At 49.2% G+C, this 25458-nt stretch carries 23 protein-coding genes and 2 pseudogenes; 12 read left to right on the top strand and 13 right to left on the bottom strand.

What is annotated here, in order from left to right; translation table 11 throughout:
• Window positions 1-24 precede the first annotated feature (24 nt).
• The gene (gene atpD, locus M979_RS17555) at window positions 25-1407 is read left to right on the top strand and encodes a F0F1 ATP synthase subunit beta (RefSeq protein WP_034460693.1); all 1383 of its coding nucleotides are present in this window, start codon (window positions 25-27) and stop codon (window positions 1405-1407) included.
• 20 nt (window positions 1408-1427) lie between these two features.
• The gene (locus M979_RS17550) at window positions 1428-1847 is read left to right on the top strand and encodes a F0F1 ATP synthase subunit epsilon (RefSeq protein ID WP_034460692.1); all 420 of its coding nucleotides are present in this window, start codon (window positions 1428-1430) and stop codon (window positions 1845-1847) included.
• Window positions 1848-1914: 67 nt separating this feature from the next.
• Here the strand turns inward: M979_RS17550 and M979_RS17545 are convergent, their stop codons facing one another.
• Window positions 1915-4092, bottom strand: a complete 2178-nt coding sequence (locus tag M979_RS17545) for a right-handed parallel beta-helix repeat-containing protein (protein ID WP_064555887.1) — start codon at window positions 4090-4092, stop codon at window positions 1915-1917.
• Window positions 4093-4431: 339 nt separating this feature from the next.
• Here M979_RS17545 and glmU point away from each other — a divergent pair, with 339 nt between their 5' ends.
• Together glmU and glmS are read left to right on the top strand one after the other, a co-directional pair.
• Window positions 4432-5802 (top strand): bifunctional UDP-N-acetylglucosamine diphosphorylase/glucosamine-1-phosphate N-acetyltransferase GlmU, encoded by a 1371-nt coding sequence (gene glmU / locus M979_RS17540; RefSeq protein ID WP_034460688.1) that lies wholly within the window; start codon window positions 4432-4434, stop codon window positions 5800-5802.
• A gap of 303 nt (window positions 5803-6105) precedes the next feature.
• A complete protein-coding gene (gene glmS / locus M979_RS17530) occupies window positions 6106-7935 on the top strand; it encodes a glutamine--fructose-6-phosphate transaminase (isomerizing) (RefSeq protein ID WP_064555884.1) in 1830 nt (609 codons plus the stop codon).
• Window positions 7936-8007: 72 nt separating this feature from the next.
• On the opposite strand, the gene M979_RS17525 is transcribed toward glmS, so the two are convergent.
• The gene (locus M979_RS17525; protein WP_064555882.1) at window positions 8008-9279 is read right to left on the bottom strand and encodes an MFS transporter; all 1272 of its coding nucleotides are present in this window, start codon (window positions 9277-9279) and stop codon (window positions 8008-8010) included.
• Window positions 9280-9585: 306 nt separating this feature from the next.
• Between M979_RS17525 and rluF the strand changes: the two are divergent.
• The 6 genes and pseudogenes from rluF to phoU all read left to right on the top strand — a co-directional run.
• Window positions 9586-10320, top strand: a pseudogene (gene rluF / locus M979_RS17520) (23S rRNA pseudouridine(2604) synthase RluF); the annotation flags it as partial.
• 143 nt (window positions 10321-10463) lie between these two features.
• Window positions 10464-11504: a phosphate ABC transporter substrate-binding protein PstS gene (pstS, locus tag M979_RS17515; protein WP_064555880.1), complete on the top strand. Its 1041-nt coding sequence runs from the start codon at window positions 10464-10466 to the stop codon at window positions 11502-11504.
• 122 nt (window positions 11505-11626) lie between these two features.
• Complete coding sequence (pstC, locus tag M979_RS17510) at window positions 11627-12589, top strand: phosphate ABC transporter permease PstC (RefSeq protein WP_034460683.1); 963 nt, start codon at window positions 11627-11629, stop codon at window positions 12587-12589.
• Window positions 12586-13476 carry a phosphate ABC transporter permease PstA gene (gene pstA, locus M979_RS17505; protein ID WP_034460682.1) on the top strand — a complete coding sequence of 297 codons (891 nt, stop codon included), beginning with the start codon at window positions 12586-12588 and terminating at the stop codon, window positions 13474-13476. The genes pstC and pstA overlap by 4 nt, the downstream gene beginning before the upstream one ends.
• A 47-nt stretch (window positions 13477-13523) precedes the next feature.
• On the top strand, window positions 13524-14297 hold the full coding sequence (pstB, locus tag M979_RS17500; RefSeq protein ID WP_034460764.1) for a phosphate ABC transporter ATP-binding protein PstB: 774 nt from the start codon (window positions 13524-13526) through the stop codon (window positions 14295-14297).
• Between the two features lie 138 nt (window positions 14298-14435).
• Entirely contained in the window at window positions 14436-15161 is a 726-nt protein-coding gene (gene phoU, locus M979_RS17495) for a phosphate signaling complex protein PhoU (protein ID WP_034460681.1), read from the top strand.
• Between the two features lie 68 nt (window positions 15162-15229).
• Here the strand turns inward: phoU and M979_RS23410 are convergent, their stop codons facing one another.
• From M979_RS23410 to yieH, 6 genes and pseudogenes are all read right to left on the bottom strand, one after another.
• Entirely contained in the window at window positions 15230-15424 is a 195-nt protein-coding gene (locus tag M979_RS23410) for a hypothetical protein (RefSeq protein WP_157093268.1), read from the bottom strand.
• Window positions 15425-15569: 145 nt separating this feature from the next.
• Window positions 15570-15770 carry a DUF4926 domain-containing protein gene (locus tag M979_RS17490; RefSeq protein WP_064555878.1) on the bottom strand — a complete coding sequence of 67 codons (201 nt, stop codon included), beginning with the start codon at window positions 15768-15770 and terminating at the stop codon, window positions 15570-15572.
• Between the two features lie 43 nt (window positions 15771-15813).
• Window positions 15814-16023 (bottom strand): annotated as a pseudogene (locus tag M979_RS22690) (transposase domain-containing protein); the annotation flags it as partial.
• Between the two features lie 131 nt (window positions 16024-16154).
• Window positions 16155-16442, bottom strand: coding sequence for a colicin immunity domain-containing protein (locus M979_RS17485; protein WP_034460679.1), 288 nt, complete (start codon window positions 16440-16442; stop codon window positions 16155-16157).
• Window positions 16439-17533 carry a DUF8093 domain-containing protein gene (locus M979_RS23845; RefSeq protein ID WP_083963945.1) on the bottom strand — a complete coding sequence of 365 codons (1095 nt, stop codon included), beginning with the start codon at window positions 17531-17533 and terminating at the stop codon, window positions 16439-16441. Before M979_RS23845 ends, M979_RS17485 begins: the two co-directional genes overlap by 4 nt.
• Before the next feature lie 394 nt (window positions 17534-17927).
• Window positions 17928-18593 (bottom strand): 6-phosphogluconate phosphatase, encoded by a 666-nt coding sequence (gene yieH / locus M979_RS17475; RefSeq protein WP_034460678.1) that lies wholly within the window; start codon window positions 18591-18593, stop codon window positions 17928-17930.
• 180 nt (window positions 18594-18773) lie between these two features.
• On the opposite strand from yieH, the gene M979_RS17470 reads away from it, so the two are divergent.
• Window positions 18774-20111 carry an NCS2 family permease gene (locus tag M979_RS17470; RefSeq protein ID WP_064555876.1) on the top strand — a complete coding sequence of 446 codons (1338 nt, stop codon included), beginning with the start codon at window positions 18774-18776 and terminating at the stop codon, window positions 20109-20111.
• 106 nt (window positions 20112-20217) lie between these two features.
• Here the strand turns inward: M979_RS17470 and M979_RS17465 are convergent, their stop codons facing one another.
• Window positions 20218-20559: a RamA family antibiotic efflux transcriptional regulator gene (locus tag M979_RS17465; protein WP_034460676.1), complete on the bottom strand. Its 342-nt coding sequence runs from the start codon at window positions 20557-20559 to the stop codon at window positions 20218-20220.
• Window positions 20560-20580: 21 nt separating this feature from the next.
• A complete protein-coding gene (locus tag M979_RS17460; RefSeq protein ID WP_034460675.1) occupies window positions 20581-21696 on the bottom strand; it encodes an MBL fold metallo-hydrolase in 1116 nt (371 codons plus the stop codon).
• Window positions 21697-21884: 188 nt separating this feature from the next.
• Here M979_RS17460 and M979_RS17455 point away from each other — a divergent pair, with 188 nt between their 5' ends.
• Window positions 21885-22457, top strand: coding sequence for a TetR/AcrR family transcriptional regulator (locus M979_RS17455; RefSeq protein ID WP_034460674.1), 573 nt, complete (start codon window positions 21885-21887; stop codon window positions 22455-22457).
• Here M979_RS17455 and M979_RS17450 read toward each other — a convergent pair.
• The 3 genes from M979_RS17450 to mnmE form a co-directional block, all read right to left on the bottom strand.
• Entirely contained in the window at window positions 22454-23020 is a 567-nt protein-coding gene (locus tag M979_RS17450) for an NADPH-dependent FMN reductase (RefSeq protein ID WP_064555875.1), read from the bottom strand. The genes M979_RS17455 and M979_RS17450 overlap by 4 nt on opposite strands.
• A 34-nt stretch (window positions 23021-23054) precedes the next feature.
• Window positions 23055-23783: a 4'-phosphopantetheinyl transferase family protein gene (locus M979_RS17445; protein WP_034460672.1), complete on the bottom strand. Its 729-nt coding sequence runs from the start codon at window positions 23781-23783 to the stop codon at window positions 23055-23057.
• Between the two features lie 211 nt (window positions 23784-23994).
• Window positions 23995-25359: a tRNA uridine-5-carboxymethylaminomethyl(34) synthesis GTPase MnmE gene (mnmE, locus tag M979_RS17440; RefSeq protein ID WP_064555873.1), complete on the bottom strand. Its 1365-nt coding sequence runs from the start codon at window positions 25357-25359 to the stop codon at window positions 23995-23997.
• Between the last annotated feature and the right edge of the window lie 99 nt (window positions 25360-25458).

Here is a 25458-nt window from a genome sequence, read left to right as displayed (position 1 = left end):
GTTTACGTATTTAGAGGATTCGAGATGGCTACTGGAAAGATTATCCAGGTAATCGGCGCCGTGGTGGACGTCGAGTTCCCTCAGGATGCCGTACCAAAAGTGTACGACGCTCTTGAGGTTACAAATGGTAAAGACCGTCTGGTGCTGGAAGTTCAGCAGCAGTTAGGTGGTGGCGTAGTGCGTACTATCGCCATGGGTACTTCTGATGGTTTGCGTCGTGGTCTGGAAGTTTCTAACCTCGATCACCCAATCGAAGTGCCGGTAGGTAAAGCAACTCTGGGTCGTATCATGAACGTCCTGGGTGAGCCTATCGACATGAAAGGCGATATCGGCGAAGAAGAGCGTTGGGCTATTCACCGTCCTGCTCCAAGCTACGAAGAGCTGTCCAGCTCTCAAGACCTGCTGGAAACTGGCATCAAAGTAATGGACCTGATTTGCCCGTTCGCTAAGGGCGGTAAAGTTGGTCTGTTCGGTGGTGCGGGTGTTGGTAAAACTGTAAACATGATGGAGCTGATCCGTAACATCGCGATCGAGCACTCCGGTTACTCTGTGTTTGCAGGCGTGGGTGAGCGTACTCGTGAGGGTAACGACTTCTACCACGAAATGACCGATTCCAACGTTCTGGACAAAGTATCACTGGTTTATGGCCAGATGAACGAGCCACCAGGTAACCGTCTGCGCGTTGCGTTGACCGGTCTGACCATGGCTGAGAAGTTCCGTGACGAAGGTCGTGACGTTCTGCTGTTCGTTGATAACATTTACCGTTATACCCTGGCCGGTACAGAAGTATCTGCACTGCTGGGTCGTATGCCATCTGCGGTAGGTTACCAGCCAACTCTGGCAGAAGAGATGGGTGTTTTGCAGGAGCGTATTACCTCCACCAAAACTGGCTCTATCACTTCTGTTCAAGCGGTATACGTACCTGCGGATGACTTGACTGACCCATCTCCAGCAACCACCTTTGCTCACTTGGATGCAACCGTGGTACTGAGCCGTAACATCGCGTCTCTGGGTATCTACCCTGCGGTAGATCCACTGGATTCCACCAGCCGTCAGTTAGATCCACTGGTTGTTGGCCAGGAACACTACGACACCGCGCGTGGCGTGCAGTCTATTCTGCAACGTTACCAGGAACTGAAAGACATCATCGCCATTCTTGGTATGGATGAACTTTCTGAAGAAGATAAATTGGTTGTAGCACGTGCGCGTAAGATTCAGCGCTTCCTGTCTCAGCCATTCTTCGTAGCAGAAGTCTTTACCGGTTCTCCGGGCAAGTTCGTATCGCTGAAAGATACTATCCGTGGCTTTAAAGGCATCATGGACGGCGAATATGACCATCTGCCAGAGCAGGCGTTCTACATGGTTGGTACTATCGACGAAGCCGTTGAGAAAGCTAAAAAACTTTAACGCCTTAATCGGAGGGTGACATGGCAATGACTTATCACCTGGACGTCGTCAGCGCGGAGAGCCAAATGTTCTCCGGTCTGGTTGAGAAGATCCAGGTAACGGGTAGCGAAGGTGAGCTGGGGATTTATCCTGGCCACGCCCCGCTGCTCACCGCCATTAAGCCTGGTATGATCCGCATCGTTAAACAGCACGGACAGGAAGAGTATATCTACTTGTCTGGTGGTGTGATGGAAGTGCAGCCTGGCACGGTAACCGTGCTGGCCGATACCGCAATTCGTGGTCAGGACCTCGACGAAGCTCGAGCCCTGGAAGCGAAGCGTAAAGCGGAAGAGCGCATCCATAGCTCCCACGGTGATGTGGACTACGCTCAGGCTTCTGCTGAACTGGCTAAGGCGATCGCGAAACTTCGCGTTATCGAGTTGACCAGAAAAGCGATGTAACTACCTGCTTGAAAAGACAAATGCCAGCCAGGTTTCCCTGACTGGCATTTTTTTCGTCTGAACTATTCTACTGCTTTGTCAGAAACTCACCCGTTTTGAACGAACCATCAGCATTGCGTTGTAAAGGCACTGGCAGCGTCAAAGACTGATAATCTTTTATGCTCAGTTGCTTACCTTCGCTGTTTTCCGTTTTACCATCCCGAATGAAATAGTTGCTGTTATCTACGTTGCCGGAGATAGCGTCATCATATTTCCCCTCAACGCTACGCAATGAAATGTTATCGGTGAACTTACCCTGAGTTTCCGCGCTGCCATAAGGGCTTGGGCGGAAGATATAGTTAAAGCGTTGGTTATCCACCGCGACGTTGTTCGCCACCACCAGTGCACCAGGGTTGAAGTTATCGGTAAAGCCATCGAGGTGGTTACCAATCGCGATGCTGTTGTGGATTTGATGTGCGACAGGCTGCCCTTCCCCGCCCAGTTTGAAACCATTGCTGGTGTTGTTGCGGGCAATAGAGTTCTCGATCACCACAACACCATTTGCACCGTCTTCAATTTTGTTGAACAGGTCATAGCCATCATCAATATTGTCATGCGCATAGCATCCTTCAAGACGGTTACCATCACCCACACGCATCTTCACCGCAAAGCCATCGGCATTAATTTTGCCAGGATCTTCATTACTGAACGATTCCGCGTTAACAACTCTGTTGAAGCTTGCCCAAAGTGGACGGCCTACATCAGCAGGAGATGAAATCTGGATACCTGTGTCGTCATTTTTATAGGCGATTACACTTTCGATAAGGTTATGGCTGCCCTGAACCCGCAAGCTCTTATCGGTGACTTCAATACCTTTGACATGCCAGTAGTTACCATCCAAAGCCAGGCCGCGAATCACGACTTTACCATCGGCCTCAAGTGTTTTCAGTTTGCCTTTTAAGCCACTGTCAGCCGTCGGAATGGTAGTAAGTGGGTACTCACCGCTGCTTAAGATGATTTTTCCACCAGGAGATACGAGGGATATGGCGCTTGCCAAATCTAATGGTGCGGATTGAGAGCCCTTGTTACTTGATGCACCATCTGGCGCTACGTAAAGCGTATTACCCTCCATGTTTTTGACTTGCTCAACCACGAAGTTTTGGGTGACAGGGGTTTTGTCTTTACCGCTGGTTGGGGTAAACGTCACGGTGAAACGTGCTTGCTCTTTAAGTTTGGTTGGCAGAGTGAACATCTCCCCGGCCTTGGCAACTTTTTCCTGACCAATCACAACTTCATCCTGGCGTACAGTGAAGTTGCCGTCATAGTTAGCGCGTGCCTGTACCACGTATTCGCTGGTGGTGCTTTTTGCTGGAGAGGCAATTTGCATCACAACAGGCCATGCTTTCGGCACGAAAGGTGCGGAAGCAATTGTATTTGCCGCACTTGTTTCTAATGACGCATCGCTAACAGTGATTTTGGCATTGCGGGAGGCAAAGAAACCGACGTAATACTTGTCATTATCCTGGCTTGTGATGATATCGGCGCGTTTAACTTTTTCAGAAACCCATGCGTCGCTACCGGTTGGAGCCCATGAAGTGATAAAACCCTCATTGGTTCGCTCGAGCTTCATGCGGAAAGTCGGTGTTTTACTTAGATCAATGGCTTCCTGATAGCTTTTACGAGAAATAGTTGAGCCGGTATTTCCCCATGGCTGAGTAATACCATCACGAGTTATAGCCTGCATTTTTACTCGTGATGCGTCTTTTTTGTCCTGCGTCATTATGGCATTCATCACCATATTGGAAGCCGCAGGGAACTCTTCGTAACCCTCTTTCAGTGGCTCCTGGCGCGGGTTGCCTAATACATCTCTGACCAGCATCCCTGCACCTTCCTGAGCAGCCGGTTTAGCGCCATTTTCAGGGCCAAACTGATCGACACTGACCGTTGCCTGTAATACAAAATTCTCACTGGCAGGTAGTGCGGTATAGAAGAACGTTAATCCATCGTGAGAGTTAGCGATTTTACCGCCACGGCTTTCTATGGTAATGGGCCTGGACAGATCGGCAGAATCTGCAGTTGCCAGCTTTTTGCCGTCGATCGTGACGTTGTTCACACCCACTTTTTCAGGTAAGACGTTAGATGAAAAGTTAACATCTGTTGATTGCCCGAAAGCAATCGCGTGCCAGATGGGTTGTTGCTGTGCGGTTGCCGGCAGGGATAAAGCCGCGCCGCAAAGCGTAAGAGCCAGAGGTATTTTTGACGCCATTATTATTCTCCTTATAAATGTCCGCGCCATTATCTGTAAAAATGAAACATTGTTTCTTTTATGTTTGTCACAAAGGCTGATTTTTAAAACACTAACATTTCAAATATGTGGAGTGGCTTTGTTTCCGGCTGAAAAGAAGTCTTAATCCACAGAGATCTATGGCTTTTGTTATTTCAGAAGTACTTTTTCCGAGCTTATCCACCTACAATTGAGCACATGAGCAACTGAAAAGAGCATCAGAAGCCTGTTTTTTAGGCATCGCGTTTTTTGTTGCAAAATATGTAGAATTTTCAACGTTAAATCGTTTTACTTCCTTCTCAAATTAAAGTCAGGACGCGTATGTCAAACAATGCGATGAGCGTGGTTATCCTAGCCGCAGGCAAAGGAACCCGCATGTATTCAGACCTCCCGAAGGTATTACATACCCTTGCCGGGAAACCGATGGTTCAACATGTTATTGATGCGGCTAATAACTTAGGTGCCCAGCGTGTACATCTGGTTTACGGCCATGGCGGCGATCTGCTCAAAAATACACTCAGCGATAGCTCACTTAATTGGGTATTGCAGGCTGAGCAGTTGGGGACAGGTCATGCAATGCAGCAAGCTGCGCCGTTCTTTGCTGACGACGAAGACATTCTGATGCTTTACGGTGATGTGCCGCTGATTTCCGTCGAATCTCTACAGCGACTGCGTGATGCCAAACCACAAGGCGGCATTGGTTTGCTGACTGTAAAACTCGACGATCCAACCGGCTATGGTCGTATTGCTCGTGAGAATGGCAAGGTTGTTGGCATTGTTGAGCATAAAGACGCGACTGAAGAACAACGCAAAATTGACGAAATCAACACAGGTATTCTGGTGGCGAATGGTGCGGATCTGAAACGCTGGTTGGCGAAGCTCGATAACAACAATGCGCAGGGTGAGTTCTATATCACTGACATTATCGCGCTGGCGCACCACGAAGGCCGTGAAATCACCGCCGTTCACCCGGACCGTTTAAGTGAAGTAGAAGGCGTGAACAACCGCCTGCAACTGTCACGTCTTGAGCGCGTCTACCAATGTGAACAAGCAGATAAACTGCTGCTGGCAGGTGTGATGCTGCGCGATCCGGCGCGTTTCGACCTGCGTGGTGAACTGACGCACGGGCGTGATGTAGAAATTGATACTAATGTCATTATTGAAGGTTCGGTGACCTTAGGTCATCGCGTCAAAATTGGCACTGGCTGCGTTATCAAAAATAGCGTGATTGGTGATGACTGCGAAATTAGTCCATACACCGTTGTAGATGATTCTACCCTTGCGGCAGCCTGTACCATTGGCCCGTTCACTCGTTTGCGCCCTGGTGCGGAACTGGCGGAAGGCGCACACGTAGGCAACTTCGTGGAAATGAAAAAAGCGCGTCTGGGCAAAGGCTCAAAAGCCGGGCACTTAAGCTACCTGGGTGATGCTGAAATTGGCGATAACGTGAATATCGGCGCTGGCACCATTACCTGTAACTACGATGGCGCGAACAAATTTAAAACTATCATCGGCGATGACGTTTTTGTCGGTTCAGACAGCCAATTAGTGGCACCGGTCACTGTGGCACGCGGTGCGACGATTGGCGCAGGCACAACGGTCACGCGTAACGTTGGTGAAGACGAACTGGTTATCAGCCGTGTGAAGCAGACTCATATTCAGGGTTGGCAGCGCCCGGTTAAGAAAAAATAATTTTTTAACCCTCTCCCATGGGAGAGGGTTGGAGTGAAGGTCATTCTCGAAAATGACCCGCTCCGCGGCAGTACTAAAAAATAACCCCACTCTCTACAAGGCTCGGGGCCCCGGAAAACGGGATATTTACCTAAAGAATTTCGTGCGACAGAAAGGCGGTAAACTTGAGAATTCCTGGGAGCTTACACAAGTAAGTGGTCTGGATGAGCAAGTGCAGCCAACGCATCTGTAGTGCGAAAGACGACAGGTAAAACAGGTCAGCGACAACACATGGCGTAAAGCCATTATCAGGAATCTAATCTTATGTGTGGAATTGTTGGCGCGGTTGCGCAACGTGATATCGCTGAAATCCTTCTCGAAGGATTACGTCGTCTGGAATACCGTGGTTATGACTCTGCGGGCCTGGCTGTAGTAGATGAAAAAGGTCATATGACCCGTCTGCGTCGTCTGGGTAAAGTGAACAAGCTGGCTGAAGCTGCCGCAGAAACTGCGCTGCATGGCGGTACTGGTATTGCACACACTCGCTGGGCGACACACGGCGAACCATCAGAAGTTAACGCTCACCCGCATGTTTCCGAACATATTGTGGTGGTTCATAACGGCATTATCGAAAACTATGAACCGCTGCGCGAAGCACTACAGGGTCGTGGTTACACCTTCGTTTCACAAACGGATACCGAAGTTATTGCTCACCTGGTTCACTGGGAACTGGAGCAAGGCGGTACTTTGCGTGAAGCTGTGCTGCGAACCATCCCGCAACTGCGTGGCGCTTACGGCACTGTCATCATGGACACCCGTAATCCAGACGTGCTGCTGGCAGCCCGTTCAGGCAGCCCAATGGTTATCGGCCTGGGGATGGGAGAAAACTTTATCGCCTCCGACCAACTGGCATTGCTGCCGGTAACGCGTCGCTTCATCTTCCTGGAAGAAGGCGATATCGCAGAAGTGACTCGTCGCTCTGTAACCGTATTCGATACCAAAGGTGAGCAGGTTAAACGTCCTGATATCGAATCCAGTCTGCAATATGACGCAGGCGATAAAGGTATTTATCGCCACTACATGCAAAAAGAGATCTACGAGCAGCCGAACGCGATTAAAAATACCCTGACGGGCCGCATTAGCCATGGTGCTATCGATCTCTCTGAGCTTGGCCCACAAGCCAACGAAATGTTGTCTCAGGTTGAGCACATTCAAATTGTGGCGTGTGGCACTTCCTACAACTCAGGGATGGTTTCGCGCTACTGGTTTGAATCACTGGCAGGCGTGCCTTGCGATGTCGAAATCGCGTCTGAATTCCGCTACCGTAAATCAGCGGTGCGTCGTAACAGCCTGATGATTACCCTTTCTCAGTCCGGTGAAACGGCAGATACCCTTGCGGCGCTGCGTTTGTCTAAAGAGCTGGGCTATCTGGGCTCTCTGGCTATCTGTAACGTGCCGGGTTCTTCTCTGGTGCGTGAATCCGATCTGGCGCTGATGACCAACGCGGGTACTGAAATCGGTGTGGCTTCGACCAAAGCGTTTACCACTCAGTTGACCGTTCTGCTGATGCTGGTGGCGAAACTGAGCCGCCTGAAAGGTGCTGATGCTTCGATTGAGCAAGACATTGTTCATGGTTTGCAGGCGCTGCCGAGCCGTATCGAGCAAATGTTGTCCCAGGACAAACGTATTGAAGCGCTGGCTGAAGATTTCTCTGACAAGCATCATGCGCTGTTCTTAGGTCGTGGCGATCAGTACCCAATCGCAATGGAAGGCGCGCTGAAGCTCAAAGAGATCTCTTACATTCACGCTGAAGCGTATGCGGCAGGCGAGCTGAAACACGGCCCGCTGGCGCTGATTGATGCGGATATGCCGGTTATCGTTGTGGCTCCAAACAACGAACTGCTTGAAAAGCTGAAATCGAATATCGAAGAAGTGCGCGCGCGTGGCGGCCATCTGTATGTATTTGCAGATAAAGATGCAGGCTTTGCTAGCAGCGACAATATGCACATCATTGAAATGCCTCACGTTGAAGAAGTGATCGCACCTATCTTCTACACCGTCCCGTTGCAGTTGCTGTCTTATCACGTTGCGCTGATTAAAGGCACCGACGTTGACCAGCCACGTAACCTGGCAAAATCAGTTACGGTTGAGTAAGCCGTTTTAAGCTGTCATACAAAATGAAAAAGCCCGGTTGCGCTTAGCACAACCGGGCTTTTTATTGCTAAATCAACTCTCTTTCTGTGTCACCAGTTTTGGTTCCTCAGGTGATTTCAGCAACACCCACAAGACAATCGCTCCGATAACATCAAACACCGAAAGCACCGCGAACAACGGGCTGAAACCAACAGTGTCAGCCAGCGCACCCACAACCAGTGCAAACATGGTGCTGGCCGTCCACGCAGCCATGCCGGTAAATCCGTTAGCGGTAGCAACTTCGTTGGAGTCGAACATATCAGAAGACAGCGTAATCAACGCGCCAGACAGTGACTGGTGAGCGAAGCCACCGACGCATAACAGTGCAATTGCCACCATTGGGCTGCCGAACAAACCGACCATGCCCGGCAGGATCATCAGCACGGCACCCATTGTGACGACCAGTTTGCGCGATACAACAATATTCACCCCGAAAATTTTCTGGAACATACCAGGCAGATAACCGCCAATAATGCAGCCAAAATCGGCGAACAGCATCGGGATCCAGGCAAACATAGCGATATCTTTAAGGTTAAATCCGTAGGTGTGCACCATAAACAGTGGGATCCACGCGTTAAACGTACCCCACGCAGGTTCTGCCAGGAAACGCGGCAATGCGATACCCCAAAACTTACGTTGTTTCAGCAGGCGACCAATACGAACTTTCTCAACCTTTGGTTTCTCTGGCTGACCATCGGTTATATAGAGATACTCTTCCCGGGACAGTGATTTGCTTTTCGATGGACGGTTATAAGTGAAGTACCAACCCGTAGCCCACAGCACACTGAAAATACCGACGAGAATAAACGCCAGTCTCCAGTCTCTGATATAAATAGCCCAGGCCACCAGCGGAGGTGCGATCACTGCGCCTATAGAAGAACCAACGTTGAAATAGCCTACGGCGACTGAACGTTCGGTATCCGGGAACCATTCAGTCACTGATTTTAATCCGGCAGGAATCATCGCACTTTCGGCGAAACCACCAAGGCCACGGAACATTGCCAAACCTTTCCAGCCTGTCGCAAATGATGCACCAATGCAGAACACACCCCACATCAGGCCGAAAATGGTGTAACCCACTTTGGTGCCTAAAGTATCAAGCAGATAACCTGCGATAGGTTGTGCAATGGTGTAACACGCCGAGAATGTCGCAATAATGTAAGAATATTGCTGGGTGGTAATGTGCAAATCGCTCTGTAATGTTGGCGCTGCGGCAGAAATAGTATTTCGGGTTAAATAGCAAAGAATGGTGCCTAATGTCACCAGTGACAGCATAAACCAGCGCTTGTGGCCTGTTTTGCGCATAATGAATCCCCGTTTTCAAGCAATAAGTGGCCTGCCCGCTGCAAGGCAGCAGGCAAATAAATAATTCAGAGGAGATAAAAATCAGCGGCGCTTCAGAAGACGTCGAGGATTCTGGTTTGGCCCATCCTGGACTTGTTTTTGTTATGTAGATCACATCTTCTTTTGATAATGAACCTGTGTTTCACTTTTATTTGTGATTAATCTCAATTTTTTATGTGTAATCTACCCCTAAAGGATAATGTATGTGATGTGTGTCACATTTCTTTAAGTGATGAATTACTAGTAATGATGAAAAATATGAATGATATGCACCGCATAATCCCCACCGATTCACCGATACGAATTAATAAGTACATTAGCGATTGCGGTATCTGTTCCCGCCGTCAGGCCGATCGTTACGTTGAAGAAGGCGATGTGTTTATTAACGGCAGGCAGGCTAGTTTTGGCGCTCAGGTGTTTTCCGGGGATGTGGTGAAGCTAAACAACCAGCTTATTGAGCCCCGTGATGAAAACGATCTCGTGCTGATGGTTCTAAATAAGCCTGTGGGCATCATCACCACGATGGAAAAGAGTGTGTGCGATAACATCAGTGGTCTCATTCATAGCGACAAACGCGTTTCTCCTGTCGGGCGTCTGGATAAACATTCGCAGGGGCTGATTTTACTGACCAACCACGGTGATGTAGTTAATAAAATTCTACGCGCCGGTAATAATCACGAAAAAGAGTATGTCGTCACCGTGAACAAACCGATGTCTGACGAGTTTATTATTGGGTTGAGCGCGGGTGTTCCGATACTGGGTACGGTAACCAAACCCTGTAAAGTGACGAAAGAATCTTCTCAAATATTTCGCATTATATTAGTTCAAGGATTGAACCGTCAGATCCGCCGGATGTGTAAGTATTTTGGCTATGAAGTCACCCGGCTTGAACGAATCCGCATCATGAATATCTATCTGGAAGGGTTGCCGTTAGGGGAATCACGCTATTTAACTGGCGAGGAACAAAGTGAATTATTGAAGCGGATTAAGCATTCAGAATCTGCCGTATGACAGGGGAAAATAAGCAGCAAAGCGGCCTGTCATAAAACTGTCATATTTCGTACATTTAACTGTCACCAAACTGTCCTATTTTCTATCCTGCATCCACTAAACAACGATTTACGTTCACCTCTGCAGGAGACATTATGAAAGTTATGCGTACCACTGTCGCAACTGTTGTCGCCGCGACCTTATCCCTGACTGCTTTCGGCGCAAACGCCGCTGCAAGCCTGACTGGTGCTGGTGCAACATTCCCTGCGCCGGTGTATGCCAAATGGGCAGATACCTACAATAAATCAACTGGTAATAAAGTGAACTACCAGGGTATTGGCTCCTCAGGTGGCGTTAAACAAATCATTGCTAACACTGTAGATTTCGGCGCATCTGATGCCCCGCTGTCTGACGATAAACTGCAACAAGAGGGGCTGTTCCAGTTCCCGACTGTTATCGGTGGTGTCGTTCTGGCAGTAAACCTGCCGGGCGTGAAATCCGGTGAGCTGGTGCTCGACGGTAAAACTCTGGGTGACATCTACCTGGGCAAAATCAAAAAATGGGATGACGAAGCAATTGCTAAACTCAACCCAGGGATGAAACTGCCACAGCAGAATATCGCGGTTGTGCGTCGTGCTGACGGTTCCGGTACTTCCTTCGTCTTCACCAGCTACCTGGCGAAAGTGAACGAAGAGTGGAAATCTAAAATCGGTGCAGGCTCAACGGTAAACTGGCCGACCGGCCTGGGCGGTAAGGGTAACGACGGTATTGCAGCCTTCGTGCAGCGCCTGCCTGGTTCAATCGGTTATGTTGAATACGCTTACGCTAAACAAAACAATCTTGCTTATACCAAACTGGTATCTGCTGATGGTAAACCAGTAGCGCCTTCAGAAGAGAACTTCGCCAATGCGGCGAAGGGTGCTGACTGGAGCAAATCATTCGCTCAGGATCTGACAAACCAGAAAGGTGACAGCGCGTGGCCAATCACGTCTACAACCTTTATCCTGGTTCACAAAGAGCAGAAAAACCCAGAGCAAGGTGCTGAAGTTCTGAAGTTCTTCGACTGGGCTTATAAAGACGGTGCTAAACAGGCAAGTGACCTGGATTACGCCGCTCTGCCAGATGCGGTGGTTGAGCAGGTTCGTGCTGCATGGAAGACCAACGTGAAAGACAGCTCTGGTAAGGCGCTTTATTAATTAACGAGAATGGCGGATGGCGCGAATGCTTATCCGCCTTACAATTGCTTTTCGTAGGTCGGATTAGCGTAAGCGACATCCGACATGTTGTAAGAAATGTATTTAAACTTAAAGAGTAAGCTATGGCGGTAAGTAAGCCGACGTTCAAGTCCCCTGGTAAACAAGGTGATGTCATTTTCAGTGCGCTGGTAAAACTGGCTGCGCTGATTGTGCTATTTCTGCTGGGCGGCATCATCATCTCCCTGATCATCTCCTCCTGGCCGAGTATTCAGAAGTTTGGTTTCTCGTTTTTGTGGACCAAAGAGTGGGATGCTCCTAACGATATTTACGGTGCACTGGTTCCGATTTACGGCACGCTGGTGACTTCGTTTATTGCCCTGCTGATTGCTGTGCCTGTGAGTTTTGGTATCGCCCTTTTCCTGACGGAACTGGCACCAAACTGGCTGCGTCGCCCGCTGGGTATTGCCATTGAACTGTTGGCCGCTATCCCAAGTATCGTATACGGCATGTGGGGCCTGTTTATCTTTGCTCCGCTGTTTGCGAAATACTTCCAGGAACCTGTCGGCAACGTGCTCTCTTCTGTGCCGATTGTTGGTGAACTGTTTTCAGGCCCAGCGTTTGGTATCGGTATTCTCGCCGCAGGCGTAATACTGGCAATCATGATCATCCCTTACATTGCGGCTGTAATGCGCGATGTATTCGAACAAACCCCTGTGATGATGAAAGAGTCGGCCTACGGTATTGGCTGCACCACATGGGAAGTTATCTGGCGCATTGTTTTACCGTTCACCAAAAATGGTGTGATTGGTGGTGTGATGCTGGGTCTGGGTCGTGCTCTGGGTGAAACCATGGCAGTGACCTTTATCATCGGGAACACCTATCAACTCGATAATGCATCGCTGTATATGCCGGGCAACAGTATTACGTCTGCCCTGGCGAACGAATTTGCTGAAGCGGAATCTGGCCTGCACACCGCAGCGCTGATGGAACTTGGCCTGATTTTGTTTGTTATCACCTTTATCGTACTGGCTATCTCTAAGTTCATGGTTATGCGTCTGGCGAAGAATGAAGGAGCGCGCTCATGACAACAATGGAAATGCAAAGCCGCGCCGCTTTAGCTGAATCTCGCCGCAAAATGCAGGCGAAGCGCCGCTTCAAAAACCGCATAGCGCTGACACTCTCAATGGGAACGATGGCGTTTGGTCTGTTCTGGCTGGTGTGGATCCTGTTCTCAACGGTGACGCGCGGTATCGACGGCATGTCGATTGCGCTGTTTACCGAAATGACGCCTCCACCAAATACGGAAGGCGGTGGTTTAGCCAACGCCCTTGCGGGCAGTGGCCTGTTAATCCTGTGGGCGACCGTATTCGGAACGCCGCTGGGCATCATGGCGGGTATCTACCTGGCGGAATACGGACGCAAATCCGCACTGGCTGAAATCATTCGTTTTATAAACGACATCCTGCTTTCTGCACCATCAATCGTCGTTGGTCTGTTTGTCTACACCATTGTTGTCGCGAAAATGCAGCACTTTTCCGGCTGGGCTGGGGTGATTGCGCTGGCGTTGTTGCAGGTGCCAATTGTTATTCGTACTACCGAAAACATGCTTAAACTGGTGCCGGATAGCCTGCGCGAAGCGGCTTACGCACTTGGCACGCCAAAGTGGAAAATGATTTCCGCGATTACGCTCAAAGCGTCTGTTTCCGGGATTATTACCGGGGTATTGCTGGCGATTGCACGTATCGCGGGTGAAACGGCCCCTCTGCTGTTCACGTCTCTCTCCAACCAGTTCTGGAGCACCGACATGATGCAGCCACTGGCTAACTTGCCGGTCACGATATTCAAATTTGCAATGAGCCCGTTTGCCGAATGGCAACAGTTAGCCTGGGCTGGCGTTCTGATTATTACCCTTTGTGTGCTGCTGCTGAACATTCTGGCGCGCGTGATTTTCTCAAAGAGTAAACACGGTTAAATTTTGCGACGCGGCAAAGGCGGCGTCGGATGGAGATTAAGAAACAGATGAGTATGGTCGATACTACCCCAGACAAAATTCAGGTTCGTGATTTGAACTTCTATTACGGTAAGTTCCATGCCCTGAAAAACATCAATCTGGATATCGCTAAGAACCAGGTTACCGCATTCATTGGCCCGTCAGGCTGTGGCAAATCCACCCTGCTGCGTACATTCAACAAAATGTACTCGCTCTACCCAGAGCAGCGTGCCGAAGGTGAGATTCTGTTGGATGGGGAAAATATCCTCACCCAGAGCCAGGATATCGCCTTATTGCGCGCCAAAGTTGGCATGGTATTCCAGAAGCCGACGCCATTCCCGATGTCGATTTACGACAACATCGCGTTCGGCGTGCGCCTGTTTGAAAAGCTGTCACGCAGCGACATGGACGAGCGTGTGCAGTGGGCTTTGACCAAAGCCGCATTGTGGAATGAAACCAAAGATAAATTACACCAGAGCGGATACAGTCTCTCCGGTGGCCAGCAGCAACGTCTGTGCATTGCGCGTGGTATTGCGATTCGCCCGGAAGTGTTGCTGCTTGATGAGCCATGTTCAGCGCTCGACCCAATCTCTACCGGTCGTATTGAAGAGCTGATCACCGAGCTGAAACAGGATTACACCGTGGTTATCGTTACCCACAACATGCAGCAGGCGGCACGTTGTTCAGATCACACCGCGTTTATGTACCTGGGTGAGCTGATTGAATTTAGCGAAACCGATACGCTGTTTACCACCCCTGCGAAAAAACAAACCGAAGATTACATTACTGGCCGTTACGGTTGATTTGCCCTTTATCTTTCAGCCTGTAACTGTGTTGGCTGCCTTTGCTCACCCCAGTCACGTAGTTTTCTACGCTCCTGGGGATTCGCTCAGTTGCCGCCTTGTTACTGTCTAAAATCTATCGGGCAACGGGAGAATACAATGGATAGCCTCAATCTCAACAAACACATTTCCGGCCAGTTTAATGCCGAGCTGGAATATATCCGCACTCAGGTGATGACCATGGGTGGGCTGGTGGAGCAACAGCTTTCTGATGCCATCACCGCCATGCACAATCAAGATGGCGAGCTGGCGAAGCGCGTTATCGAAGGCGACCAGAAAGTCAATATGATGGAAGTCGCGATCGATGAAGCCTGTGTACGCATCATTGCGAAACGCCAGCCAACCGCCAGTGACTTGCGCCTGGTAATGGCCATCATCAAAACAATTTCTGAGCTGGAACGTATCGGTGACGTTGCCGATAAAATTTGCCGCACGGCGCTGGAGAAATTCTCCCAGCAGCACCAACCGTTGCTGGTTAGCCTGGAATCCTTAGGCCGCCATACCGTGCAAATGCTGCATGATGTGCTGGATGCTTTTGCGCGAATGGATCTCGATGAAGCAGTGCGTATCTATCGTGAAGATAAGAAAGTTGACCAGGAATATGAAGGCATCGTGCGCCAATTGATGACTTATATGATGGAAGACTCACGCACCATTCCAAGCGTGCTGACTGCGCTGTTCTGTGCGCGTTCAATCGAGCGTATTGGTGACCGCTGCCAGAATATCTGCGAGTTTATTTTCTACTTCGTTAAAGGCCAGGACTTCCGTCATGTCGGCGGTGACGAGTTGGATAAGTTGCTGGCGGGTAAAGATCCGAAAGAGTGATTTATTGCCTCATCTGACTTAATCAGTTCCCTCTCCATTAGGAGAGGGGTTTTATCCACTCTTCTAACTTAATGAATTGCTGAAACCTTCTCCCCGCTCATCATCGCCAACCCCTCACCAGTATCAATAAAACGTGGTGCTTTTAAGTCGTCGACCAGCAGATTCACCATTTCAAATAATATTCCCGTGATGTGTGCCTTCTGTTCCGCTGACTCCTTATGATTTAACAGCACTATCGTTAGCGCCACATAATATTCACGCAACGTTTCTGAATCCGACTAAATTGAGCAACAAAGGCTCTGTTTTAAGGTGGATCTTTTTCCTTGAATACACCGGAAACGCCATCCGTGGTGATGCGGTGGGGCAGGTATCGGATGTTATGGTAAATCCGCAATCCTGTAATTATCCTTACGGGATATAATCCGTTATTTGCTCAGGTAAAAGATCAGGCATCGCAATAGTTCGCCCTTCATCATCAACAAATTCAACCATGTAAGCCAGATTTTGTTTTTCATGAATAAATACGATGGCACCCACCATGCCTTTAGTTAAACCTTCATCCGGCAAATCTTCGGCTAACACAACTACTTCAAACTCTTCTCTTCTCATGGCCTGTATCTCACTTAACAAAAATCGTTGTCATGCGTGGAACGGTAATGGGTTCATTGCGGAAAAATGCCATAGAAACCACCATCCAGATAACCCTATCACCGGGCAGACGACGACGGCGAACCGTGGCGTGCTAAAGCGTCAGGCAATGTTGTATCCACTCAGCCGGAAGGTGCTCTGCGAAAAGCTGTGCAGAAGGTGGCGGCATGAGCGGGTGGTCGTGGAAATAGAGCAGGTCGTTGAGAAGTGGCATAGGAAAACGGCTCCCTGTAGTGGAAGCCGTTATAGTGCCGCAGTTTAGGGAGCGGCATTGCGCTATCGTGGGCTATTTGTCTGAGGTGGGCAACGTAACTAAGATTGAAGCTCCCTATGCTTTGATTTACTTTAGATATTTTTTGGATGTTTACTCTCAAATGAGTTAATCATTGATATGATTTGTTCACGAAGTTTATTCTCATCAATTTCATGATCATCTCTATCATCTTCTGGGTTGTATGAGTCAGCCAAGCAAAACACACTGGATAAGTACTCGCTCAAATCTTGATTATCTTGTGATAATTGTTTGTTATCTCGCTCTATCCGCCATAGCTCCATATAGGCATTGACGAACTCATCAGCAGAAAGTCTTTCGTTAGCAAATGACTTTGTAAATGTATAAATTGAAATGCTCATCGTAATATCCCGTTTTTTATGTAGTTATCATATTGAGCTGATGTTGAATCAAGTTTAAATCCTGTAATGAAATTACCAGACTCCCCCAGAACAACGGCACTATTACTATTTGGGTTAAAGAACACATTTGAGTCTTTTACAAATCCATAAGTTCCGAGTTTAAAGGTGTCGGTATCTTTCATATGAGATTTTATAGCATCGTGAAAATAACCTAAAGTTTCAGGGTTCTTCTTGGTTGAAGTGACACCAAAATCAATGGCGTGTTTAAATTTTTTATCAAGTTGTTTTTGAGTTACATCCTTTAGTTCTGATATCAAATTCCCATTTTTGTTTGCTGTGGCTCCATTTGGGATGGTTTTCCCAAGTTCTTCCAGTTCCGAAACTGGTATTCTCCCCATCATCGCGCCAGCAGCAACAGATGCACCCGCAATAATCAGGCCTTTGTTATCCATGACCTGATCGTAACCCGCTGGTGCATCGCCACCAAGCTGCTGCGCAGTGTCATGAAATCCTTCTATATTACCGTTATAAATACCACCAGCCGCCAGAAGCCGTCCCGCAGCTTTGCTGTTGATGGTTTTCGCTGCCTGTGCGTGTTGCACTGGTGCATCGCCGTAATACGCCTGCTTCACAGTCGGTGCGGGTTTACGTCCGTTGTGGTTGTTAAGGCACTTTTCATAAGCCTTTCTCACTTCACTTTCGAACCACTCGTGATAGTGATCCATAAAACAGTCGTAGACCAGATTGCTGTCTTCATCGAAATAGAATGGATTGCGGCGATTATCCCACTGGGCGTGAGTGTCGATGCCGATGATCCAGCCCTCGTCGATATTTCGCTGCGTATCGTCGTAAACGTTATCGGCATAACCCCTCTGACGGCGCTTATCAGGCGCGGAAAACAGGCTCAGATTTCCGCTTTTGCGTCGGGGGACGTCATGGCAGGAAATGTTGTCGGGGTAATGATAATGATCGCTACTGATTTCGTAGAATATTCGCGCCTGGCTTAAAGCATCCCGCGGAGACAAAATGTACTGAAAATCAGCCGGAGAAAGCTCTCTTTCTGCATCCCATGCTCTTAGTAACCTGAACATCCATGTTCCCTGTTCCCATTTTTAAATTAAGGTTATTAAACTTTCAAATAAAGCACCAGGCAAGACATGTCTTATGTCCGTGGTAAAAACACTAAAAGATGGTGTGCCTAAAAGAGTTTGAAGCCCAATCGTACGAGATCGTACGCCAGGTACATCTTTGGGTATGCCAGGCGAGTAAATAAAACGAGGGTTTTATAAACTCCGCCAGAGAATGTTTCTGTCTTAGTCCATTCAAAGTACATGGTATTTCTGACTGGAGTCGTGAGAAATCAATCGTTCATGCACGGAAAGAGCTAATAGAGGCTAATTCTGTAGTTAGGGTAAAATGTGGGAGGATTGCCGTGCCTGCGCGGTAGTTGTAGGGCGGATAAGCTTGCGCCATCCGCCATCTTCTTTAACCCGTAATATTCCAGCCTCGCGCACGCCATAACTCCGGCAACTGCGCTAAATCGGTAAAGGTTGTCACTTTCGGATGGTCAATCGGCTTGTTATGCGGGTCGGCGCAGAAATAAAAAACTTCCATGCCTGCGGCAATACCTGATTGCGCACCGGCCATAGAGTCATCCACCAGAACGCAGTTCTTCACATCCACGCGCATGGCATCTGCAGCATGAAACATTAATGCCGGATCGGGTTTCCACGCCTGAATATCGTAGCCACTAAACAGTTTGTCCGGGAAATGGTGAAGCATGTCGGTTTTGCCCAACGAATGCTGCATCTTGCTGACAGGGCCGTTGGAGACGATACACATCGGCACTTTGATTTGCGCGACTAACGCGGCGGCTCCTTCAATCTCCACCAGCTCGCTGTCAAACAGTCGCGAAACCTCAGCGCGATAAATAGGCTCCAGCACCTCTTTTGACAGATTCACGCCATATTGGGCGTTGATAGTATCGATAATCTCGTAGAGCTTTATACCCTTAAAGGTTTTGTGAACCTCCTCAAGCGCAAGTTCAATGCCGTATTGCGCAAACATATGTACGTAGGCTTTGGAGCAAATAACCTCACTATCAACCAGCGTGCCATCGCAGTCGAAGAACACCGCATCTATCCGGGACATACCGCTTCCTTATTAAAGAGTGAACGGCCATCTTACCCAATTTGCGCAATTTTTGTGGCACGCAATCGTTGCCGTATAAGAAAATTCAATGAAAAAAAATCTGTGTTGGTCATCATGTTTTGTAATTTTTGGTATAGGATAGCGACGGATTTTCCCTCTCAATGTTCGGAATTAAGACTAATGAGCCAACCACAATCTACTCCGGCCGCAAATCCGGGGCTGCTCGAGCGCGTGTTTAAACTGCGCGAACACGGCACCACGGCCCGCACTGAAGTGATCGCCGGTCTTACGACCTTCCTGACGATGGTGTATATCGTTTTCGTCAACCCGCAGATCCTTGGCGCCGCTGGTATGGATACCCAGGCCGTTTTTGTCACCACCTGTTTGATTGCCGCATTAGGTAGCATCCTGATGGGTATTTTCGCCAACCTGCCAGTAGCACTGGCACCGGCCATGGGTCTGAACGCGTTCTTCGCCTTTGTGGTGGTTGGCGCGATGGGGATCTCCTGGCAAGTCGGCATGGGCGCCATTTTCTGGGGTGCCGTAGGTTTGCTGCTGCTGACCATTTTCCGCGTTCGCTACTGGATGATTGCCAATATTCCGGTGAGTCTGCGTGTCGGTATTACCAGTGGTATCGGTCTGTTCATCGGTATGATGGGGCTGAAAAACGCCGGTATTATCGTAGCGAACAAAGATACCCTGGTGACCATTGGTAACCTGACTTCGCACAGCGTTCTGCTGGGCGCGCTGGGCTTCTTTATCATTGCAATCCTGGCTTCGCGTAACATTCACGCAGCTGTGTTGGTCTCAATCGTTGTGACTACTCTGCTGGGCTGGATGATGGGTGATGTTCAATATCACGGTATTGTCTCCGCGCCACCAAGTGTGCTGTCTGTTGTGGGCCAGGTTGATTTAGCCGGTTCACTGAACATTGGTCTGGCAGGCGTTATCTTCTCCTTTATGCTGGTTAACCTGTTTGACTCATCTGGTACGCTGATTGGCGTGACAGATAAAGCAGGGCTTGCCGACGAAAAAGGGAAATTCCCACGCATGAAGCAAGCGCTGTACGTTGATAGCGTTTCTTCTGTTGCGGGTGCATTTATCGGGACATCTTCCGTTACCGCGTATATCGAAAGCTCTTCTGGCGTGTCTGTTGGCGGGCGCACTGGCCTGACTGCGGTTATCGTTGGCCTGTTATTCTTGCTGGTTATCTTCCTGTCACCGCTGGCGGGTATGGTTCCGGCATATGCAGCAGCAGGCGCACTGATTTACGTTGGCGTGTTGATGACATCCAGCCTGTCGCGCGTGAAGTGGGATGACCTGACTGAAGCCGTTCCAGCGTTTATTACTGCGGTAATGATGCCATTTAGCTTCTCAATCACAGAAGGTATCGCACTGGGCTTCATCTCTTACTGTGTGATGAAACTTGGCACAGGCCGCTGGCGTGAAATTAGCCCATGCGTGATTGTTGTGGCGCTGCTGTTTGTTCTTAAAATCGTCTTTATCGATTCACATTAATTGGTTTTGCCGGAGACGCTTTGCTTATCCGGCCTACTTATTAACCGTGCTTCTTAGAGTAAGCGTAGCGTCATCCTCCGATACATTTGGCGGATGGCGCTAATACTTACCCGTTCAATGTATGATTATCCCTGCGATACCTGCCCGGCGGCTGATGGAATGTGCGGGTAAATATCCGCGTAAACGTCTGCTGTGAATCAAAGCCATACTTCAAACTAATGTCGTAAACCTTGTTATCGGTATCGCGTAAATCACGTGCAGCCAGCAAAAGTTTGCGCTCACGAATATATCTCCCCAAACTCTCGCCTTTGTACTGCATAAACAACCGCTGCAAGTGCCACTTTGAATAACCTGCGTGATCGGCAATATCATCAATACGTAATGGTTGATGCAGATTGTCGTCAATCCACTGAACAATGGTGTCGATAACCTGGGCTGAAATTGTCATTTATCCCCCTGCGCGGTTCGCTTACATGGCACTGGTCGATTCCCACCAGGCGCTAAATTGTTGTGCGTTGTCGTTCACCAATACAGGCTCACCCTGCTTTGGTGTTAACAGGCGAAAATCTTTATCAGCACTGGCTGCTGCGAGGCTTTTGTAGGGTGCATCCCAGGTGTGCTTAGCCAGCACAAAACGACCCGCATGGCCCGGCAACACGGCGCGTGCGTTCAAATCAACGGCTGCCTGCGCAGTTTCGTTCGGCATCATATGAATATTGCTCCAGTCCTCGTCGTACTGGCCGTTTTCCATGATGGCAAGATCAACAGAACCAAACTGTTCGCCAATCGTTTTGAAATGAGGCCCGTAGCCGGTATCACCGCTGTAATAGACTTTGTGGTCATCAGTTACAAACATAAAACTCGCCCATAAAGTCTGGTTGCTCTTCAGGCTACGACCGGAGAAGTGACGGGCGGGCAGAACATGGACCGTCAGCCCATTTGAAACTTTTACCGACTGATTCCAGTCTTTTTCGTGAATGATCTCGCTATTTATGCCCCAATAGCGCAGATGTGAACCGACGCCCAGTGGCGTAATCACCTGGCGGATTTTCGGTTTCAGCGCTTTAATCGTCGCGTAATCCAGATGATCGTAATGGTCGTGGGAAATAATCAGCAGATCGATTTCAGGCATTGACTCCGCACTCCATGGGTAATCCCCTGGAAAGGCTTTATTCAGGAATGAAAAAGGGGCGGCGTAATTACTGAATACCGGGTCGATCAGAATACGTTTGCCGGCGAGCTGGATGTACCACGAGGAGTGGCCGAGCCAGACCATGGTGTCCTGCTCCAGCGGCAGGCTCGCCAGATCGGTTTTCACCAAAGGCAGCGAATGCTGTGGGCGTGCATTTTCAGTTCGTGTGGTTAAAAACCCCCACCATGCCGCCAGCTTACTTTTCTGCCCGGTATATCCGAGAGTTGGAACCTGGTTGCGGAACTGCCCGTCCACGTAATTTGCAGAACGTTCAACTAAGCTTAAACCTTCACCTTGCGGAGCCTGACCAAAACCGGCATTCAGGACAAAAGGCAAACTGGCTGCTGTTGCAATCAACATAATAATAACCGCGCATAGGGAGAGACGTTTCATTTCCTGGCCTGCATGTTCGTCCCATCCGCTGGCACGATGCTAATAAATTTGATAATGAGTGAGTAAGCACTCATTATAGATGGGGCGTGATAACCGTCAAGATCATTTTCAATCGCTGACATTGCGCGTTGCAGTGCCGTAGCTTGCGTGATTCAATTTGTGTTTTGGTGTGAATGAGGAAAAATGTTGTGGCTCGTCCGAAGAGTGAAGATAAGAAACTAGCGATACTGGAAGCGGCGACTATCGCTATTGGCCAGGCGGGGATTGTTGCGTCTACTGCTCAGATTGCTCGTGCTGCTGGTGTGGCAGAAGGCACACTGTTTCGCTATTTTGCCACGAAGGACGATTTGCTCAACGAGCTGTACCTGCATTTGAAACAGGGCTTACTTTTTTCAATGCAGGAGAATCTCGACCGTACACTGAAAGACCCGAAAGAATATACTCGTTATATCTGGAACAGTTATATCGACTGGGCAATCCGCAATTCGCAAGCCCACAGGGCGATCCGTCAATTAGCGGTGAGCGATAAAATAGGCGAAGAAACCAAGCAGAAAGTGGCGGAGATGTTCCCGGAAATGCATGAAATTTGTTCGCAATCGATACTGAAGGCTTTTAGTAGCGGCCCGTATCGCGCGTTTAGTGATGCCATTTTTTCTTCACTGGCAGAGACGACCATGGAGTTCGCCAGCCGAGAACCGGAACGGGCTGGCGATTTTAAAGCGTTAGGCTTTGAAACTATGTGGCGCGCATTAGCGAATTAACTTTTAACTCGCTGAATATAATCACCAAATGCAGCCAGTTGCCCAGCCAGATGATCGAGTGTGCTTTGATCAACTACTTCACCTGTTTGCGTATCGACTTTATTCTGAATCACACCACCCATAAATTCTGGCTTGTTCATCACCATCGCGTCGAGGAACACCAGAATCTGGCGTAGATGGTACTGACAACGTGCGCCGCCGATTGCACCCATTGAACTGGTTTGAATCAGCACAGGCTTTCCTGCCAGAGGCTGTTCAGGTAAACGAGATAGCCAGTCGATGGCATTCTTCAGCCCGCCCGGTACCGAGTAGTTATATTCCGGCGTGACAATCACCACACCGTCTGCGGCGCGAATTTGTTCAGCAATGGCTTCAACGCTTGATGGGAAACCCTCTTCTTGCTGCACATCAGCGTCATACAAAGGAATGTCTTTAATCGACGGCAACGCATCGATGTTCATTCCCGCAGGAGCGATTCCTGGCAAAGTACGAGCAACCATAGCGTTGAATGAACCATGACGCAGGCTGCCTAATAACGTGACTATCTTTAACGTGTCGGACATAAATACTCCTTGGTGTCAGTACGTTCGGGAACGATCAGTTTTGATATAACACTTTTTCTGACGACATGCTGGTTAAACGAATAATGCTGCCATTGGGATCCTGATAGCGAGATTTGACATCTCCCAGGCTATGCCAGTTCTGAGGAGCTTCAAATTCCCACAAACTGAGCTTTTCAATGGCTGGTGACACCACGCATCCCCAGATCAATAGCCCTTCCACATCGCTGATCGCTTCAATTTCTGATTGGTCGCTAGCACGTATTCGCCCGGCCCCAGGCAGAAGTTGCAAACTTTCTTCGCGGCCTGTCAGTTTAAAAGTGCTTTGATGCAATGTGCGTAGTTGTGCGCGAGCTTCACCTGGGTTTTTTTGATTGTTTATCCAGATGGATTCATTACTGCGAAAAGTAGAGCCTGAGGCGACAGATGGGAGATGGCCAAAAGACTGGTTAATCTCAATATCTAATCCACAGCGGCCTTCGGTTGTTATCAGAACGGCGACGTTGTTTCCGGCATAGGCAATGCTGAAGTCCATTAATGAAGGATCGGCAAAGTGTGGGCGCCCGGTTGCAGTGGCAACTATTCTCGGTAGCTGTTGAATGCCATAAAGCATATGCAGTAATTCAGCTAGTAGGCTACGAGAGGCTAAATACCGTGTGCGGCGATGCTCTGGCATCTGCAGAGCTTCAGTCTGGCACTCTTTATTCAGTCGGCTAGAAAAGGGGTATTTCTGGTTGAGCGTACATCTTGCGAAGTGCGTTGCCATTTGTCTCTCCTTGATAATGGACACAGTACTTAGCGATCGATTGTAGGTTTTTTAAAGCACAAACGCACGGACAGGTGTGTGTAAAAAAGCGTCAATAGATCAACCCTATGAATATTTAGCTTTTAAAGCACCAGACAAAATGGCAAAAAATCCCGCAATACTGGATATATTGCGGGATGAGCAAAAAGTGAGCACACGCTTACTTTTTAGATTACTTACCGATACAGAAGCTGGAGAAGATGCGTCCGAGCAAATCATCAGAGGTAAATTCGCCAGTGATTTCGCTCAAGCTTTGCTGAGAAAGGCGTAGCTCTTCAGCCAGTAACTCCCCGGCCCATGCGCCCAGCAGCTGTGCTTTCCCTTGCTGCAGGTGGGTTGCCGCCTGTTCCAGCGCCTGTAAGTGGCGACGACGCGCCAGGAAGCCACCTTCCATATTGGTTTCAAAGCCCATGCTCTGTTTTAGATGATCGCGCAGCACATCAACGCCTTCACCGGTACGTGCAGAAAGGCGTACTAGTGAGTGACCGTTCACATCGCTCAGGCCCAGCGTTTCGCCAGTCACGTCTGCTTTGTTACGCACAACTGTAATGGGCAAACGTGTTGGCAAGCGCGCAATAAAGTCTGGCCAGATTTCTGCAGGGTCTGTGGCATCGGTGGTGGTGCCATCAACCATAAACAGTACGCGGTCAGCTTGTTCGATCTCATTCCACGCACGTTCGATACCAATACGCTCAACTTCGTCGCTTGCTTCACGAAGACCTGCGGTATCAATGATGTGTAGCGGCATGCCATCAATGTGGATATGTTCTCGCAAGACATCGCGGGTTGTTCCGGCAATATCCGTCACAATCGCTGCTTCGCGGCCTGCAAGGGCGTTCAGCAGGCTCGATTTCCCGGCGTTTGGACGGCCAGCAATCACTACCTTCATCCCTTCGCGCAGCAAACTTCCCTGGCGTGCTTCGGCACGAACAGCGTCCAGATCGTTAATCACCTGGTTTAGTTGCGCTTCAATTTTGCCGTCAGAGAGGAAGTCTATTTCTTCATCCGGGAAATCAATCGCTGCTTCTACGTAAATGCGTAGATGAGTCAGCGCTTCGACCAGATGGTTTACGCGGGCGGAGAAAGCCCCCTGCAAAGAATTTAATGCTGAACGAGCGGCTTGCTCGGAACTGGCATCAATCAGGTCAGCTATCGCCTCTGCCTGCGCCAAATCCAACTTGTCATTCAGGAATGCCCGCTCAGAGAACTCACCAGGCCTTGCGATACGCAGCCCTGGGAGCGCCAGAATGCGTTTTAACAGCAAGTCGAGGATAACCGGGCCACCGTGCCCCTGAAATTCCAACACGTCTTCACCTGTGAAGGAATTTGGCCCAGGGAACCACAGCGCGATGCCTTGATCGAGCACGCTGCCGTCTGCATCACGGAATGGCAGGTAATCGGCATAGCGTGGATTAGGGAGTTTACCCAGAATCGCTTGCGCGACTTCACGAGCTTGCAGGCCTGATACGCGCAGGATACCGACTCCACCACGTCCCGGCGGTGTCGCCTGGGCAACGATTGTCTCGTTATGGCTCATAATTTTCCCTTTCGAGATGGCTAGTGGATAACGCTTCGCTTATCCATCCGACAAAATAAAAAAGGCGGTCTATTGACCGCCTTTCGTAAGCTTCTAGCT

Origin of the sequence: Buttiauxella noackiae ATCC 51607 (assembly GCF_001654865.1) — a bacterium.
Classification (GTDB): Bacteria; Pseudomonadota; Gammaproteobacteria; order Enterobacterales; family Enterobacteriaceae; genus Buttiauxella; species Buttiauxella noackiae.
Note: the sequence above shows the minus strand (reverse complement) of the source record. Positions and strands in the feature narration are given on the sequence as shown.

What these genes read in the sequence shown, in the direction of transcription:
- yieH (WP_034460678.1), bottom strand. Translation starts at nt 18,593, where the DNA reads ATGTCCCGGATAGATGCGGTGTTCTTCGACTGCGATGGCACGCTGGTT.
- pstA (WP_034460682.1), top strand. Translation starts at nt 12,586, where the DNA reads ATGACAACAATGGAAATGCAAAGCCGCGCCGCTTTAGCTGAATCTCGC.
- pstS (WP_064555880.1), top strand. Translation starts at nt 10,464, where the DNA reads ATGAAAGTTATGCGTACCACTGTCGCAACTGTTGTCGCCGCGACCTTA.
- atpD (WP_034460693.1), top strand. Translation starts at nt 25, where the DNA reads ATGGCTACTGGAAAGATTATCCAGGTAATCGGCGCCGTGGTGGACGTC.
- pstB (WP_034460764.1), top strand. Translation starts at nt 13,524, where the DNA reads ATGAGTATGGTCGATACTACCCCAGACAAAATTCAGGTTCGTGATTTG.
- M979_RS17470 (WP_064555876.1), top strand. Translation starts at nt 18,774, where the DNA reads ATGAGCCAACCACAATCTACTCCGGCCGCAAATCCGGGGCTGCTCGAG.
- M979_RS17525 (WP_064555882.1), bottom strand. Translation starts at nt 9,279, where the DNA reads ATGCGCAAAACAGGCCACAAGCGCTGGTTTATGCTGTCACTGGTGACA.
- glmU (WP_034460688.1), top strand. Translation starts at nt 4,432, where the DNA reads ATGTCAAACAATGCGATGAGCGTGGTTATCCTAGCCGCAGGCAAAGGA.
- M979_RS23845 (WP_083963945.1), bottom strand. Translation starts at nt 17,533, where the DNA reads ATGTTCAGGTTACTAAGAGCATGGGATGCAGAAAGAGAGCTTTCTCCG.
- M979_RS17460 (WP_034460675.1), bottom strand. Translation starts at nt 21,696, where the DNA reads ATGAAACGTCTCTCCCTATGCGCGGTTATTATTATGTTGATTGCAACA.
- mnmE (WP_064555873.1), bottom strand. Translation starts at nt 25,359, where the DNA reads ATGAGCCATAACGAGACAATCGTTGCCCAGGCGACACCGCCGGGACGT.
- phoU (WP_034460681.1), top strand. Translation starts at nt 14,436, where the DNA reads ATGGATAGCCTCAATCTCAACAAACACATTTCCGGCCAGTTTAATGCC.
- M979_RS17550 (WP_034460692.1), top strand. Translation starts at nt 1,428, where the DNA reads ATGGCAATGACTTATCACCTGGACGTCGTCAGCGCGGAGAGCCAAATG.
- M979_RS17445 (WP_034460672.1), bottom strand. Translation starts at nt 23,783, where the DNA reads ATGGCAACGCACTTCGCAAGATGTACGCTCAACCAGAAATACCCCTTT.
- glmS (WP_064555884.1), top strand. Translation starts at nt 6,106, where the DNA reads ATGTGTGGAATTGTTGGCGCGGTTGCGCAACGTGATATCGCTGAAATC.
- M979_RS17465 (WP_034460676.1), bottom strand. Translation starts at nt 20,559, where the DNA reads ATGACAATTTCAGCCCAGGTTATCGACACCATTGTTCAGTGGATTGAC.
- M979_RS17450 (WP_064555875.1), bottom strand. Translation starts at nt 23,020, where the DNA reads ATGTCCGACACGTTAAAGATAGTCACGTTATTAGGCAGCCTGCGTCAT.
- M979_RS17485 (WP_034460679.1), bottom strand. Translation starts at nt 16,442, where the DNA reads ATGAGCATTTCAATTTATACATTTACAAAGTCATTTGCTAACGAAAGA.
- M979_RS17490 (WP_064555878.1), bottom strand. Translation starts at nt 15,770, where the DNA reads ATGAGAAGAGAAGAGTTTGAAGTAGTTGTGTTAGCCGAAGATTTGCCG.
- M979_RS17545 (WP_064555887.1), bottom strand. Translation starts at nt 4,092, where the DNA reads ATGGCGTCAAAAATACCTCTGGCTCTTACGCTTTGCGGCGCGGCTTTA.
- pstC (WP_034460683.1), top strand. Translation starts at nt 11,627, where the DNA reads ATGGCGGTAAGTAAGCCGACGTTCAAGTCCCCTGGTAAACAAGGTGAT.